The sequence below is a fragment of the Cupriavidus sp. UGS-1 genome (assembly GCF_021213615.1).
Classification (GTDB): Bacteria; Pseudomonadota; Gammaproteobacteria; order Burkholderiales; family Burkholderiaceae; genus Cupriavidus.
Genome location: NZ_JAJQJF010000025.1, coordinates 1 through 15,715 on the forward strand (window position 1 = coordinate 1; position 15,715 = coordinate 15,715).

Consider the following 15,715-nt stretch of genomic DNA (forward strand, 5'->3'; position numbering starts at 1 on the left):
AAGGTCGGTCCCGCCGCCGACGCGGCGCAGGCGCACGCGTTCGGCGTGCTGCTGCAATACCCGGGCGTCAACGGCGACGTGGCGGACTACCGCGCGATCGCCGATGCGGTCCACGCGGCCGGCGGCCAGGGGCAGGGACGTCCGCAACGGCGCGGTGGCGAGCCCAATGGTAATGTGATGCCCAAGGCTGGCAAGCCGAGCGGCCCCGGGCGCGGACGCCCGCGCGGCGGCAAACGCTGAGGCGCGTGCGCGCCCGGCCGCAGGGTGGCACGGGGCGAGGGCGGGCACAGTCCGTGCCCCCTTCGCTCGGCTTTGCCTTTTGTGGCCCTAGCGCGTATAATGCGAGTCTATTCAAAAAGTCATCCTCCAAGGGGATGGGCGAATGATGGGCGTTCCGCCCATTTTTTTTTGGTTCGTCCGATCGTCCGAACACGCGGAAAATCGCGATGTGGGGCTCCGCCGGAGATGACGGCAGGCAGCCGGCCATTCGCCGCGGCCTCGCCCGGTAGTTTGATGGCCATTTTTCGGAACGACAGTGCATCTGGCAGATTTGATCGAAACCACACTGACCGGCATGGGGTATGAGCTGGTCGAACTCGAACGCGCCCCAGGCGGGTTGCTGCGCGTCTATATCGATCAGCCTGACACCGGCATTGCCATCGAGGATTGCGAAAAGGTCAGCCGCCAGCTGACCCACGTGCTGACCGTCGAGAACGTCGATTACGAACGCCTCGAGGTTTCCTCGCCGGGACTGGACCGTCCGCTGAAAAAACTGGCCGACTATGTTCGCTTTGCCGGCGAGGAGGTGCGCGTGACGCTGCGCCTGCCGATCGACGGCCGCAAGAACTTCGTCGGCATCCTGCAGCCGCCCACCGGGGAGCCCGGCGCCGAGAAGATCGGCCTGGAATTCGAGGGCAAGGATGGCCCGGCGCTGCTGGAATTTACCGTATCCGATGTCGACAAGGCGCGCCTGGTGCCGGTAATCGACTTCAAAGGAAATCAGAGAAAAGGGAACAAGCAATGAGCCGCGAAGTTCTGTTGCTCGTCGATGCGCTTGCGCGCGAGAAGAACGTCGACAAGGATGTGGTATTCGGTGCGCTGGAAGCGGCTCTCGCTTCGGCCACCAAGAAGCGTTTCGAGGAAGACGTCGATATCCGCGTGCACATCGATCGGGAATCCGGCGAGCACGAGACTTTCCGCCGCTGGCTGGTGGTGCCCGACGAGCAGGGCCTGCAGGAGCCGGACAAGCAGATCTTGCTGTTCGAAGCCCGTGAGCAGGATGCCAATATCGAACTGGGCGAATTCGTCGAGGAGCAGATCGAGTCGGTCGAATTCGGCCGCATCGGCGCGCAGGCCGCCAAGCAGGTGATCCTGCAGAAGATCCGCGACGCCGAGCGCGAGCAGATCCTCAACGATTACCTGGAGCGCGGCGAGAAGATCATGACCGGCACGGTCAAGCGCGCCGACAAGAAGGGCCTGATCGTCGAGTCCGGCCGCGTCGAGGCGTTGCTGGGCCGCGACCAGATCATTCCGAAGGAAAATCTGCGTACCGGCGACCGCGTTCGAGCGTATATCCTGAATGTGGACCGCACCGCGCGTGGCCCGCAGATCGAGCTGTCGCGCACCTCGCCGCAGTTCCTGATCAAGCTGTTCGAGAACGAAGTGCCCGAGATGGAACAGGGCCTGCTGGAGATCAAGGCGGCCGCCCGCGACCCGGGCGTGCGCGCGAAGATCGCGGTGGTCGCGCACGACAAGCGCATCGATCCGATCGGCACCTGCGTCGGCGTGCGCGGCACCCGCGTCACCGCGGTGCGCAACGAGATCGGCGGCGAAGCGGTCGACATCGTGCTGTGGTCGGAAGATCCGGCGCAGTTCGTGATCGGCGCGCTGGCGCCCGCGCAAGTGCAGTCGATCGTCGTCGATGAAGAGAAGCACAGCATGGATGTCGTGGTCGACGAGGAAAACCTCGCCGTCGCGATCGGCCGCAGCGGACAGAACGTGCGCCTGGCGTCCGAGCTGACCGGCTGGCAGATCAACATCATGACGCAGGAAGAATCGGCGCAGAAGCAGGCCGAGGAAAGCGAAGTGGTGCGGCGCCTGTTCATGTCCAAGCTGGACGTGGACCAGGAAGTGGCCGACATCCTGATCGAGGAAGGCTTCTCCTCGCTCGAGGAAGTCGCCTATGTGCCGATCAGCGAGATGATGGAGATCGAGGCCTTCGACGAGGACACCGTCAACGAGCTGCGCAATCGCGCCCGCGATGCGCTGCTGACGATGGAGCTGGCCCGCGAAGAGAAGGTCGAGTCGGTGTCGCAGGACCTGCGCTCGCTCGACGGGCTGACGCCGGAGCTGATCGGCAAGCTGGCCGAAGGCGACATCCACACGCGTGACGACCTCGCCGAACTGGCGGTCGACGAACTGGTCGAGATGACCGGGGTCAGCGAAGAAGAAGCCAAGGCGCTGATCATGAAAGCACGGGAACACTGGTTCAACTGAGGGACACGTTCGCATAGAGCGCGCTTTCCGCACAAGACTGTCCCGACGTAGAAACCGAGCATTGAAAGGGTTTGAATGGCAAGCACAACAGTTGCCCAACTGGCCGCAGAACTGAGTCGCAGCGCAGCTGCCCTGCTGGAACAATTGCAGGCAGCTGGGGTGGGCAAGTCCAAGCCTGAGGACGTGGTCACCGAGACCGACAAGGCCAGGTTGCTGGACTACCTGAAGCGTTCGCACGGTCAGGCCGATGACGGCTCGCGCAAGAAGATCACGCTGACCAAGCGCGAAACCTCGGAGATCCGCCAGGCGGATGCGACCGGGAAGACGCGCACGGTGCAGGTCGAGGTGCGCAAGAAGCGCGTGCTGATCAAGCGCGACGAGACGCCCGCCGATGGCGCGGCCGACGGCCAGGAAGTGTCCGAGCCGGTGGTCGACCAGGCCGAGCTGGCGCGCCGCGCCGAAGAGGAACGCCGCCAGGCTGAATTGCTGGCGCGCCAGGAAGCCGAGCTGAAGGCCCGCCAGGAGGCGGCCGAACGCGAGGAAGCCGAGCGCCGCGCACGCCAGGAAGCGCTGGAGGCGGAAGAGCGCCGCCAGGCCGAGCTGGCCGCCCGCAAGGCCGAGGAAGAGGCCGCGGCGACGCGCGCCGCGAGCGAGGCCAACGAGGACGCGGACCGCAAGAAGGCCGAGGACGACAAGACGCGTCTGGCGGCCGAACGCGCCGCCGCGCAGAAGGCCGCCGACGATGCGAAGGCCGCCGCCGACAAGGTGCGCGCCGAGCAGGACGCGGCCCGCAAGCGCCGCGAGGCCGCCGAAGCCGAGGCCCGCGCGATCCAGCAGATGCTCAATGCGCCGGCGCGCGTGCTGAAGGCACCGTCCGAGCGCAAGGCCGAGGAAAAGAAGGCCGAGCAGAGCGGCACGCTGCACAAGCCGGTCAAGCCGGCCGGCACGGTCGAGGCCAAGAAGGACGACAAGAAGCCCGCGGTGGCTGCCACGACGGTCGACAAGAAGACCGGCAAGGTGGTCAAGGGCTCGTCGACCTGGCAGGACGAGGGTTCGCGCAAGAAGGGCGGCGGCCTGAAGACCCGCGGCGATTCGTCGGGCGGTGTCGGCGGCTGGCGCGGCGGCCCGCGCGGCCGTGGCGGCAAGCATCAGCAGGACGACCGCAGCGGCTTCCAGGCGCCGATGGAGCCGGTGGTGCGCGAGGTCCATGTGCCCGAGACGATTTCGGTCGCGGACCTGGCCCACAAGATGGCCGTCAAGGCCTCCGAGGTCATCAAGCAGATGATGAAGCTCGGCCAGATGGTCACCATCAACCAGGTGCTGGACCAGGAGACCGCGATGATCGTGGTCGAGGAAATGGGCCACAAGGCGCTGGCGGCCAAGCTGGACGACCCGGAAGCGCTGCTGATCGAAGGCGGCGAGGACCAGTCGGACGCCGAGCAGCTGCCGCGTCCGCCGGTCGTCACCGTGATGGGTCACGTCGACCACGGCAAGACCTCGCTGCTGGACTACATCCGCCGCACCAAGGTCGCGGCCGGCGAAGCGGGCGGCATTACGCAGCATATCGGTGCCTACCATGTGGAAACCGATCGCGGCGTGATCACCTTCCTCGATACGCCGGGCCACGAGGCCTTCACGGCGATGCGCGCGCGCGGCGCCAAGGCGACCGATATCGTGATCCTGGTGGTGGCCGCCGATGACGGCGTGATGCCGCAGACCAAGGAGGCGATCGCCCACGCCAAGGCGGCCGGTGTGCCGATCGTGGTGGCGATCAACAAGATCGACAAGCCCGAAGCCAACCCGGACCGCGTCAAGCAGGAACTGGTGGCCGAGCAGGTCGTGCCGGAAGAGTACGGCGGCGATTCGCCGTTCGTGCCGGTGTCGGCCAAGACCGGCGCGGGCGTCGAAGAACTGCTGGAGCAGGTGTCGCTGCAGGCCGAAATCCTGGAGCTCAAGGCGCCGGTCGACGCGCCGGCCAAGGGCCTGGTCGTCGAAGCGCAGCTGGACAAGGGCAAGGGCCCGGTGGCAACGGTGCTGGTCAACAGCGGCACGCTCAAGCGCGGCGACGTCGTGCTGGCGGGCAGCGCCTACGGCCGTGTCCGGGCGATGCTCGACGAGAACGGCAAGCCGACCAAGGAAGCCGGCCCGTCGATTCCGGTCGAGATCCAGGGTCTGTCCGAAGTGCCGGCGGCCGGCGAGGAAGTGCTGGTGCTGCCCGACGAGCGCAAGGCGCGCGAAATCGCGCTGTTCCGCCAGGGCAAGTTCCGCGACGTCAAGCTGGCCAAGCAGCAGGCGGCCAAGCTCGAGACCATGCTGGAGCAGATGACCGAAGGCGAAGTGCAGACGCTGCCGTTGATCGTCAAGGCCGACGTGCAGGGTTCGCAGGAAGCGCTGGTGCAGTCGCTGCAGAAGCTGTCGACCGACGAAGTGCGCGTGCAGATCGTGCACGGCGCGGTGGGCGGCATCACCGAGTCGGACGTCAACCTGGCGACGGCATCGAAGGCGGTCATCATCGGCTTCAACGTGCGTGCCGACGCCGGTGCGCGCAAGCTGGCCGAGAGCAACGGCATCGACATCCGCTACTACAACATCATTTACGATGCGGTAGACGAGATCAAGGCGGCGATGTCGGGCATGCTGGCGCCGGAGAAGCGCGAAGTGACGATCGGCCAGGTCGAGGTGCGCCAGGTGTTCCGCGTGCCGAAGATCGGCGCGGTGGCCGGCTGTATGGTCACCGACGGTCTGGTCAAGCGTGGCGCCTTCGTGCGCGTGCTGCGCAACAACGTCGTGGTGTTCTCGGGCGAGCTCGATTCGCTCAAGCGCTTCAAGGACGATGTCAAGGAAGTCAAGCAGGGCTTCGAGTGCGGTCTGTCGATCAAGAACTTCAACGACGTTCAGGAAGGCGACCAGCTCGAAGTGTATGAAATCACCGAGGTCGCGCGCACGCTGTAAGGCGGCGCGCCGCGGCGGCGAACCTTCACCGGTTTGCCGCCGCCGGCCCATCCACGCCGTCGGACCCATCGCCTTAGCCGGCGACGCCGCTGGCAAAGTCGTATCGCATGGCCAAGAAAGGCAATATCTCCTCCCGTAACCTGCGCCTGTCCGATCAGATCCAGAAGGATCTGGCCGAGATGATCCAGCGCGAACTGCGCGATCCGCGCCTGGGCCTGGTCACGCTGCAGTCAGTGGCGCTGACGCCCGACTACGCGCACGCGAAGGTCCACTTCACGGTGCTGGGCGCCGAACCGGCCGACGCCGAGGCGATCCTCAACGAGAAGGCCGGCTACCTGCATTCGCTGCTGTTCAAGCGGCTGCATATCCATACCGTGCCGACGCTGCGCTTCGTGCACGATACCTCGGTCGAACACGCGATCGAGATGTCCAGGCTGATCGACCAGGCCAACGCCACGCGCGCCAAGGACGAGTAAGTCCGCGGCGCCGGTGCGTCCTGCGTCGTCATCGCTCCTCAAGTACGGCACCGCTCCCCGCCGTTTCCTCTCCCATGACCGATTCCAACGCTCCACGTCCGCCGCGGCTGCCGCGCCGCGACGTGCATGGCGTGCTGCTGCTCGACAAGCCGCTCGGGCTGTCGTCGAACGATGCGCTGATCCGCGCCAAGCGGCTGCTGCGCGCCAACAAGGCCGGCCATACCGGCACGCTCGACCCGCTGGCGACCGGGCTGCTGCCGCTGTGCTTCGGCGAGGCGACCAAGTTCTCGCAGGATCTGCTCGATGCCGACAAGACCTATGAGGCGACCGTGCGGCTGGGACAGCGCACGTCGACCGGCGATGCGGAAGGCGAGGTGATCGCCGAGCGTCCGGTTCGCTGCGATGCCGCGGCGCTGAACGAAGCGCTGGCGCGTTTCGTCGGCGCGATCGAGCAGGTTCCGCCGATGCATTCGGCGTTGAAGAAGGACGGCCGCCCGCTGTACGAGTACGCGCGCGCGGGCCAGACCGTCGAGCGCGCGGCGCGCAGCGTGACGATCCACGAGATCGCGTTGCTCCGCTGCGAGCTGCCCGGCGCGCCAGTGTTCGCGATGCGCGTGACCTGCAGCAAGGGCACCTATATCCGGACGCTGGCCGAGGACATCGGCGAGGCGCTCGGCTGCGGCGCGCATCTGACCGCGCTGCGGCGCACCGCGGTCGGCGATCTGACGTTGGACGGCGCGGTCACGCTGGAGCAGCTGGGCGAGCACGACGACGCGGCGCGTCCGGCCTTGCTGGCACCGGTGGACGCGCTGCTGCAACGCTGCGCGCCGGTCACGCTCGATGCCGCCGCGACGCAGCGTTTTCTGCAGGGACAACGCATCGCCGGGCGGGATCTGCCGGCACAGGCGTTCGCAGCGCTTGGATTGCAGCAAGACGCGCTGGCGCGCGTCTATGGCGGCGAACCGCCGCGGCTGCTGGGCGTGGCCAGATGGCGCGAAGGCGCGCTGCGGCCGGAGCGGCTGGTCAGATTGACTCCCGCCGACTGATCCGGGCGGATCTCCCTCTCCCCGGCCCTCTCCCGCAAGCGGGAGAGGGAGAACCCCGTCGGTTCTCTACTGGTGCGAAGAGTCTGGATTGCAGTGGGTTTTCTTCTCCCGCAAACGGGAGAGGGAAAGCACCGTCGGTCCTCTACGCGTGCGAAGCGTCCGGATTGCAGCGTGTTTTCTCCCCTCTCCCGCCTGCGGGACAGGGGCGGGGGAGAGCGCAAGCGGCGTGCGCCATTGCGCGAGCCTCAATGCGCCCCCATCGCATCCGCCGACCCGCCTCCGCCACTCTTCGGCTTCGTCAGCCAGACGAACACGATCAGCGCGAAGAACATCACCCCCGAGATCCAGAAGATATCGTTGGCGCCCAGCATCGACGCCTGTTGGGAGATGGTGCGCTCGATCATGCCGACCGCCTGCAGATGGCTCATGCCCTGCTGCATCAGGTGTTCGACCTGGGCGTTGTAGACCGGGTTGTACGGATTGGCCTGTTCGACCAGGTGCGCATGGTGCATCGCCGAGCGGTTTTCCCACACGGTGGTCGACACCGAGGCGCCGATCGCGCCGAACGTGATCCGCACGAAGTTCGACAGGCCCGAGGCCGCCGGGATCTTGTCGGGCGGCTGTCCCGACAGGATGATCGACGTCAGCGGGATGAAGAACATCGCCATCGCCGCGCCCTGGATCAGCGTCGGAATCATCAGCGTGGTGGTGTCCACGTCGATCGTGAACCGCGAACGCATCAGGCTGACGATGCCGAACGTGACGAAGGCCGCGGTGGCGACCCAGCGCGGGTCCATCTTCGGCAGATTGCGCCCGATCACCGGCGACAGCAGGATCGCAAAGATGCCCACCGGCGCCATCACGATGCCGGCATCGGTCGCGGTATAGCCGACGATGGTCTGCAGCCATAGCGGCAGGATCACCAGATTGCCGAAGAACAGCCCGTAGGCGACCGAGATCGCGACCACGCCCGCGCTGAAGTTGCGGCCGTTGAACAGGCTGATATCGACGATCGGATGCTTCTCGTAGCGCTCCCACGCGAGGAAGAACAGGAAGCCGACCACCGCGACCACCGTCAGCATGACGATCTCGGTCGAATGGAACCAGTCGAGCTCCTTGCCCTTGTCCAGCATCAGCTGCATCGCGCCGACCCAGATCACCAGCAGCGCCAGCCCGATCGTGTCGATCGGCAGCACGCGCTTTGGCGTCTCGCGGTCGCGATAGATGACCCAGGTCGCGTACGCGGCCAGGATGCCGACCGGGATATTGATGTAGAAGATCCACGGCCACGTCATGTTGTCCGAGATCCAGCCGCCCAGCAGCGGGCCCATGATCGGCGCGACCAGCGTGGTCATGCCCCATAGCGCCAGCGCCATCGTACTCTTGTGCGGCGGGTAGCTCGACAGCAGCAGCGACTGCGACAGCGGAATCATCGGACCGGCCACCGCGCCCTGCAGGATCCGCGCGGCCAGCAGCACTTCCAGGTTCGGCGCGACGCCGCACAGCCACGACGACAGCACGAACAGCAGGATCGACGTGACGAACAGCCGCACCGCGCCGAAACGGGTGGTCAGCCAGCCGGTCAGCGGCACCGAGATCGCGTTGGCCACCGCAAACGAGGTGATGACCCAGGTGCCCTGGTTCGGCGACACGCCGAGGTCGCCCGAGATCGCGGGAATCGATACGTTGGCGATCGACGAGTCGAGCACGTTCATGAACGTGGCCAGCGACAGCGCGATCGTGCCGACGATCAGCTTGCCGCCCGACAGCGGCTGCTGGTGCGCCGGGCGGGCTGGCGCAGCAGGGGCCGCCGGGGGCGTGGGTTCGACGCCCTCGCGGGCGGTCAGGGTATCGGCCATGATCAGGCGTGCGTGGTCGCTTTCTTGGCGGTTGCCGTGGAATTCGCGGTCGAGGCGCCGGCGGTCGAAGCGCGCGCCGCCGAGGCCGGAGCCGCCGGCTCGGCGCCCTGGCGGCCGCTGTTGGTCGCGATGATGCGGGCGATCAGCGCATCGGCATCGTGGCCGACCTTGTCATAGACATCGGTCTGCATCGGCTTGCTGGCGGTGGTCGTCGTCATCGCCGCGCCCTCGGTCTTGCGCACGTCGACGGTGACGTTCATCGACAGGCCGATGCGCAGCGGATGGTCCTTCAGCTGCTGCGGATCGAGCGCGATGCGCACGGGCAGGCGCTGCACCACCTTGATCCAGTTGCCGGTCGCGTTCTGCGCCGGCAGCAGCGAGAACGCCGAGCCGGTGCCGGCCGAGAAGCCGGCCACCTTGCCGTGGTATTCGACGTCGGTACCGTAGACGTCCGCATGCAGCGTGACCGGCTGGCCGATCCGCATATGCGTGATCTGGACCTCCTTGAAGTTCGCGTCGACCCAGACCTGGTCGAGCGGCACCACCGCCATCAGCGGGGCGCCGGCGGCCACGCGCTGGCCGACCTGCACCGAGCGCTTGGCGACATAGCCGGTCACCGGCGCCGGCAGCGCCGAGCGCGCATGGCTCAGATAGGCGGCCCGCACGTTGGCGGCGGCGCGCTGCACGTTCGGGTGCTTCTCGACCGTGGTCTGGTCGGTCAGCGCCTTGTTCGACGCGAGCTGTTCGCGCGCCGCCTGCAGCGCCGATTCGGCGGCCTGCAGCGTGGTGCGCGCATGCGCGAGCTCTTCCGACGAGACCGCGCCCGAGCCGGCGATCGCCTGGCGGCGCTTCAGGTCCTCGCGCGCCCGCGCGACATCGGCCTGGCGCAGCGCCACGTTGGCCGCCAGCGAGCCGTTGTTGACGTACAGCGTGCGCACCTCGCGCACCGCCTGTGCCAGCTGGGCCTCGGCCTGGGCCAGCGCGACCTCGCTGTCGGCGCGGTCGAGCTGGATCAGCGGCTGGCCGGCGTTGACCAGCTGCGTGTCGTCGGCGCCGATCGCCACCACGGTGCCGGGCACCAGCGGGGTCACCTGGACCACGTTGCCCGCCACGTAGGCGTCGTCGGTGCTCTCGAAATGCCGCGCATACAGGGCCCAGTAGCCGCCGTAGGCCAGGCCCGCGACCACCACGGCGGCGGTCAGCGAGAGCAGCAGGCGCTTGCGCTTGCCGTTGTTGTTGTCGGAGGGTTGCGTGCGGGTGGCCGCGTTCTGTTGTTGGTCGCTCATGATGTCGGTCGCTTGAACGGTTCGGACGTTGTCGTTGTTCTTCGATGTCGTATGGCTGGTGGTCGGACGCTTCAGCCGTGCGCCGGCGTGGCGGGGCTGGCGGCCTGTGCCGGCCGGGAAGCGCTGGCCTCGTCCGGCTGCTGATAACCGCCGCCGAGCGCCTTGACCAGCGCCATCTGCAGATCCAGCCGCCGTGCCTGCAGATCGGTGGCCAGGCGCCGCTGCTGCAGCACGTTGCTCTCGGCATTCAGCACGGTCAGCTGCGTGCCCAGGCCAGCCTTGTAGCGCGTGGTCGCCAGCGCATAGGCGTGCTCGGCCAGATCCAGCGCCTCGCGCTGCGTCTGGATCTGCTGATCGACGCTGCGGATGCTGGTGACCGTATCGGCGGTCTCGCGCAGCGCATCGACCAGCGTCTGGTTGTAGTTCGCTACGGCCAGGTCGTATTGCGCGTGCTTGCCCTTCAGGTTCGCGCGCAGCCGGCCGCCCTCGAAGATGGGCAGGCGCACCGCCGGGCCGAAGCCGAACTGGCGGCTGATGCCGAGCAGCAGGTTGGACGGATCGAGCGAGGCGAGGCCCGCGAAGGCGCTCAGCGTGACATTGGGCAGAAACTCGGCGCGCGCGACGTCGATGTCCTTCGACGAGGCCTCGACGCGCCAGCGCGCCGCCACCAGGTCGGGCCGGCGGCCGAGCAGGTCGATCGCCAGGTTGTCTGGCAGCGTCGGCGTCGCATGCGCCAGCAGCGTCGGGCGCGCGATGGCCAGCCCGCGATCCGGACCCTTGCCGAGCAGCGCCGCGATCTGGTTGCGCGCCAGCGCGATCTCTTCGTCGATCCGTTGCAGGTCGGTGCGGGCCGACGCCACCGTCGCGCGCGCCTGCGTGGTTTCGACCTGGGTGTCGAGACCGGCCGACAGGCGCTGGCGCGACAGCTCGGTCAGGTCGCCGCGTTGCGCGATCGCGCGCTCGGCCACGTCGCGCTGCGCGAACAGCGCGGCCAGCCGCGCGTAGTTGCGCGCCACTGCGGTGGTCAGCAGCAGCCGCGAGGCCTGGCTTTCGGCTTCGGCGGCGCGGTCGTCCGACAGCGCCGCTTCCAGCGCCGAGCGGTTCCTGCCCCAGAAGTCGAGGTCCCAGGACAGGCCGGCCTGCATGCGCGACAGGTTCTGCCAGGAGCCGGCGCGCGGCGTGCCTTCGTACAGATCGGTCTCGGAGAAGCGCTGGCGCGACAGCGACGCATCGAAGTCGATATGCGGGTACAGCGCGCTGCGGGTGGCATCGGCCATCGCCCGCGAGGCCTGCACCCGCGCCAGCGCTGCCTGCAGATTCGGGCTGCTCTGCACGGCCTCGTCGACCAGCGCGCGCAGTTGAGGATCGCCAAACTGGTCGACCCAGTCCTGCGACGGCCATTGGCCATGCTGGCCGGGCAGCGTCTGCGCCGTCGCGAGTTGCGCGGGCTCGGTCATGACCTGGGTGGTGTGGGAATTGCCGAAGGCGGCGCAGCCGGCCAGTGCGGCGGCGGCCAGCGCAGTCAGCGCGAAGGAGCCGAGGCGGCGGGCCGGTTGCCGTGCCAGGGCACGGCGGGAAGTCGAAAGTTGGTGGTTCATGGGATGGCGACAACGAAAAACGGATGCCGCGGTCCGGTGCCGGATGGCATGGGCCGCCGATGGATTCGGGACGTACGGGACTGCGGCAGCGGCGCTACCCGGAGTTGTTGGCGATCACCCGCTGCAGCATGTCGCGGAACTGCGCCACTTCCGCCTCCGAGAAGCCGCGAAAGCGCCGGTTCAGCACGCGGCAGAAGATCGTGGGCAACTGCTCGACCAGTGCCCAGCCGGCCGGCGTGACCTGCAGATCGACGATGCGCCGATCGGCGTCGCTGCGTTGGCGCTCGACCAGGCCGCGTTTCTCCATGCGGCTGATCAGCCGCGTGACGGAGCCGATATCGGTGTTCAGTTCGCGGCCCAGATCGGTCACCGTGCTGGCGCGGTCATGCGCCAGCATCACCAGGCAAGAAGCCTGGGCGTGCGTGATATCGAGCGCGCCGACCTCCTGCTCGACATCGCGCGACAGCTCGCCCTTGGCGCGTGCCATCAGATAGCCGACGCTGTCGCAGATCCGATAGGAGGCGGGGTCGAAAGGGTAGGTATCGTCGGTGGCGGGCGCGTTCATCATTTGCCTATGCAATCTTTGTCGTGGCAAATATATGCGGCGATTGACGAAACAACAAGAACGTCAATTTGTCATTGCGGATTTCGAAATAGTGCGCCGCAAGGCCTTGCAGCAAGACGAAAGACAGGCCGAGACGCGCCCCGCAGTTTTGCGCCGCAACATGCTAGAATGGCGGGTTAAATTTTGATGCCCAGCTGCAAGCGAGAGCCGCAATGACCCGCGCAATCCGCAATATCGCCATCATCGCCCACGTCGATCATGGCAAGACCACCCTGGTGGACCAACTCCTGCGCCAGGCAGGCACCTTCCGTGAGAACCAGCAGGTTGCGGAGCGGGTGATGGACTCGAACGACCTGGAAAAAGAACGCGGGATCACCATCCTGGCGAAGAACTGCGCGGTCGAGTACAACGGCACCCATATCAATATCGTCGACACCCCGGGCCACGCCGATTTCGGCGGCGAGGTCGAGCGCGTGCTGTCGATGGTCGACGGCGTGCTGCTGCTGGTCGACGCCGTCGAAGGCCCGATGCCGCAGACCCGCTTCGTCACGCGCAAGGCGCTGGCGCTGGGCCTGAAGCCGATCGTCGTGATCAACAAGATCGACCGCCCGGGCGCCCGTCCGGACTGGGTCATCAACCAGACCTTCGACCTGTTCGACAAGCTGGGCGCGACCGACGAACAGCTCGATTTCCCGGTGATCTACGCCTCGGGCCTGAACGGCTACGCCGGCCTGACCGAGGACGTGCGCGACGGCGACATGAAGCCGCTGTTCGAGACCGTGCTCGACAAGGTGCCGGTCCGCAATGACGATCCGGATGGCCCGCTGCAGCTGCAGATCATCTCGCTGGACTACTCGAGCTATGTCGGCAAGATCGGCGTCGGCCGCATCTCGCGCGGCCGTGCCCGTCCGCTGCAGGACGTGGTCGTCAAGTTCGGTCCCGAGGGCAACCCGATCAAGGGCCGCATCAACCAGGTGCTGAAGTTCCGCGGCCTGGAGCGCGAAATCGTGTCCGAGGCCGAGGCCGGCGATATCGTGCTGATCAACGGCATCGAAGAGCTCGGTATCGGCTGCACCGTCTGCGCACCCGACGCGCAGGACGCGCTGCCGATGCTGAAGGTCGACGAGCCCACGCTGACGATGAACTTCTGCGTCAACACCTCGCCGCTGGCCGGCCGCGAAGGCAAGTTCGTCACCAGCCGCCAGCTGCGCGAACGCCTGGACCGCGAACTGAAGTCCAACGTGGCGCTGCGCGTGGCCGAGACCGGCGACGACACGGTGTTCGAAGTGTCGGGCCGCGGCGAACTGCACCTGACCATCCTGCTGGAAAACATGCGCCGCGAAGGCTACGAGCTGGCCGTGTCGCGTCCGCGCGTGGTGTTCAAGGAAATCGACGGCGTCAAGCACGAGCCGTACGAGCTGCTGACCGTGGACGTCGAGGACGGCCACCAGGGTGCCGTGATGGAAGAGCTGGGCCGCCGCAAGGGCGAACTGCTCGACATGGCGTCGGACGGCAAGGGCCGTACCCGTCTGGAATACCGCATTCCGGCGCGCGGCCTGATCGGCTTCCAGGGCGAATTCCTGACGCTGACGCGCGGTACCGGCCTGATCTCGCACATCTTCGACGACTACGCGCCGGTGCGCGAGGGCGGCCTGGGCGAGCGCCACAACGGCGTGCTGATCTCGCAGGACGACGGCGAGGCCGTGGCCTACGCGCTGTGGAAGCTGCAGGATCGCGGCCGCATGTTCGTCAAGCCGGGCGACCCGCTGTACGAAGGCATGATCATCGGCATCCACAGCCGCGACAACGACCTGGTCGTCAACCCGATCAAGGGCAAGCAGCTGACGAACGTGCGCGCCTCGGGCACCGACGAAGCGGTGCGCCTGGTGCCGCCGATCCAGATGACGCTCGAATACGCGGTGGAATTCATCGCCGACGACGAACTGGTCGAGATCACGCCGAAGAGCATCCGCCTGCGCAAGCGATTCCTGAAGGAACACGAGCGCAAGCGCGCGTCGCGCGAAGGCGCATAAGCGCATAAGCGTCAGCGATACGCTGCCCCGGAAGGGGAAGGGCCGAGTCCTGTGGTGAACGGGGCTCGGCTTTTTTTATTGGGGGACGTTCGCGAGCGGGGATCGGCTCAAGCCTGTGCGGCGAGACGTTCGCCCAGACGTTCATAGACGGAGATGTGATGGAGCCCGATGCCCAGATGCCGGGGATCGTCGGATATTCCGAACTGTGAAGGCGAACAGGGCTCGTGAATCATCAGATCGATCACGAGCGCGTTTGCCCGACAAAGCTGCATCGGCACCGTGAATTCGAAGACATCGGCGTCCGACGCGAGGTTGCTGAGCGCGAACGCCAGATTGCCGACCTCTCTTCCATTGACCGAGACCGTGGCCTCGGTTTCAGGATGATGGGCGTTGACATATCCGTGCGCTTCGATGACGAGCAGCAGATCGTTGTCGGGCGGATCCGGCAGCGTCAGGCGCAGGGACGAATGCCAGCCATCGGTCCAGTATCCCCACTGTTCCGGGCTTGAGAATCCTTGCAGAAGGGCAAGAGTCGGGGCGGCCGCAATCGTCAGCGATTGGGACGTGATCAAGGAATACCCATCGGGCCTCGTCGTGTCGTGGGGGCAAAGGCGGGAGAGAAAGACGTCCTCCTTTTCCCGTGGCACCATGAAGTAATCCCAGTAGATACTGTCGACGGCAGCGCCCCAGGCCTGTCGCGAGGCAAGACGGTTCAGAAACATGTCGTACAGCACGTAGTCGTGCGCATGGCAAAACTCGAACAGTGTCCACTTGGTGTTGCCATAGACGCTATAACCTTGCATGCCGTATTCGACGCTGATCAAGGGCCGGTACTTGTCGAGAACGGCCTGTGCGCCCTGCAGGCAATCGATTTCGGCGCCTTCAATATCGATCTTGATGAAGCTCAACCCTTCCAATTGGTCTGCGAAGGCATCGAGGCTTTCGACCGCAACGATGATCGTGCGTGGGCGTGCCGAATCCGGATCGTTGTAGATCCGCTGGCGCAGACCGCTTTCCTGCGGCGAGCCTTCCGCGTATGTGAATTCCGCCGTGCCCGAGCAGTTCGATAGCGCCATATTGTGCAGCTTGGCGTTATGGACATCGAATTGTTTGGCGAGGCTTGCGTATTGATCCGGCAGCGGCTCGAAGCCGAATACGCGGCCCGTATTGGCGACCGAAGTCAGGAAGTGCCGCAGGTGCCTGCCACTATGGGCGCCGATGTCGACCACCACGTCGCCGGGACGCAGCCATTTCTTGTAGTGGGATTCCAGCAGCTTCTCGTAATCGATTGCCACGATGCCGGAAGCGATCAGCTGTCCCAGCGTGGAATACGGTAAGGCGTTGGGCACGGTTGACGTCTCCTTTTTCATATTGTTTCAATACAAAGGTCGGGCGTTGACGCGT

At 66.4% G+C, this 15,715-nt stretch carries 12 protein-coding genes; 7 read left to right on the forward strand and 5 right to left on the reverse strand.

Going from position 1 to position 15,715, the window contains the following annotated elements:
* The 6 genes from LRR16_RS22830 to truB all read left to right on the forward strand — a co-directional run.
* On the forward strand, positions 1–240 hold a 240-nt coding region (locus LRR16_RS22830), incomplete at its 5' end, for a hypothetical protein (protein WP_232207188.1).
* Between the two features lie 295 nt (positions 241–535).
* Positions 536–1,024: a ribosome maturation factor RimP gene (gene rimP, locus LRR16_RS22835; protein WP_006577323.1), complete on the forward strand. Its 489-nt coding sequence runs from the start codon at positions 536–538 to the stop codon at positions 1,022–1,024.
* Positions 1,021–2,496: a transcription termination factor NusA gene (gene nusA / locus LRR16_RS22840; RefSeq protein WP_006577322.1), complete on the forward strand. Its 1,476-nt coding sequence runs from the start codon at positions 1,021–1,023 to the stop codon at positions 2,494–2,496. Before rimP ends, nusA begins: the two co-directional genes overlap by 4 nt.
* A 75-nt stretch (positions 2,497–2,571) precedes the next feature.
* Positions 2,572–5,448, forward strand: coding sequence for a translation initiation factor IF-2 (gene infB / locus LRR16_RS22845; RefSeq protein WP_023264588.1), 2,877 nt, complete (start codon positions 2,572–2,574; stop codon positions 5,446–5,448).
* Between the two features lie 107 nt (positions 5,449–5,555).
* A complete protein-coding gene (rbfA, locus tag LRR16_RS22850) occupies positions 5,556–5,924 on the forward strand; it encodes a 30S ribosome-binding factor RbfA (RefSeq protein WP_006577321.1) in 369 nt (122 codons plus the stop codon).
* 74 nt (positions 5,925–5,998) lie between these two features.
* The gene (truB, locus tag LRR16_RS22855; protein WP_232207189.1) at positions 5,999–6,970 is read left to right on the forward strand and encodes a tRNA pseudouridine(55) synthase TruB; all 972 of its coding nucleotides are present in this window, start codon (positions 5,999–6,001) and stop codon (positions 6,968–6,970) included.
* A 245-nt stretch (positions 6,971–7,215) separates the two neighbouring features.
* Here truB and LRR16_RS22860 read toward each other — a convergent pair whose 3' ends face one another.
* The 4 genes from LRR16_RS22860 to LRR16_RS22875 form a co-directional block, all read right to left on the reverse strand.
* Positions 7,216–8,829 (reverse strand): DHA2 family efflux MFS transporter permease subunit, encoded by a 1,614-nt coding sequence (locus tag LRR16_RS22860; RefSeq protein ID WP_232207190.1) that lies wholly within the window; start codon positions 8,827–8,829, stop codon positions 7,216–7,218.
* A gap of 2 nt (positions 8,830–8,831) precedes the next feature.
* Positions 8,832–10,115: an HlyD family efflux transporter periplasmic adaptor subunit gene (locus LRR16_RS22865; RefSeq protein ID WP_232207191.1), complete on the reverse strand. Its 1,284-nt coding sequence runs from the start codon at positions 10,113–10,115 to the stop codon at positions 8,832–8,834.
* 71 nt (positions 10,116–10,186) lie between these two features.
* The gene (locus LRR16_RS22870) at positions 10,187–11,713 is read right to left on the reverse strand and encodes an AdeC/AdeK/OprM family multidrug efflux complex outer membrane factor (RefSeq protein ID WP_232207192.1); all 1,527 of its coding nucleotides are present in this window, start codon (positions 11,711–11,713) and stop codon (positions 10,187–10,189) included.
* Positions 11,714–11,807: 94 nt separating this feature from the next.
* Positions 11,808–12,281 (reverse strand): MarR family winged helix-turn-helix transcriptional regulator, encoded by a 474-nt coding sequence (locus tag LRR16_RS22875; RefSeq protein ID WP_232207193.1) that lies wholly within the window; start codon positions 12,279–12,281, stop codon positions 11,808–11,810.
* 209 nt (positions 12,282–12,490) lie between these two features.
* Here LRR16_RS22875 and typA point away from each other — a divergent pair, with 209 nt between their 5' ends.
* Positions 12,491–14,311: a translational GTPase TypA gene (typA, locus tag LRR16_RS22880; RefSeq protein WP_232207194.1), complete on the forward strand. Its 1,821-nt coding sequence runs from the start codon at positions 12,491–12,493 to the stop codon at positions 14,309–14,311.
* 107 nt (positions 14,312–14,418) lie between these two features.
* Here the strand turns inward: typA and LRR16_RS22885 are convergent, their stop codons facing one another.
* Complete coding sequence (locus LRR16_RS22885) at positions 14,419–15,681, reverse strand: FkbM family methyltransferase (RefSeq protein WP_023264593.1); 1,263 nt, start codon at positions 15,679–15,681, stop codon at positions 14,419–14,421.
* Positions 15,682–15,715 lie beyond the last annotated feature (34 nt).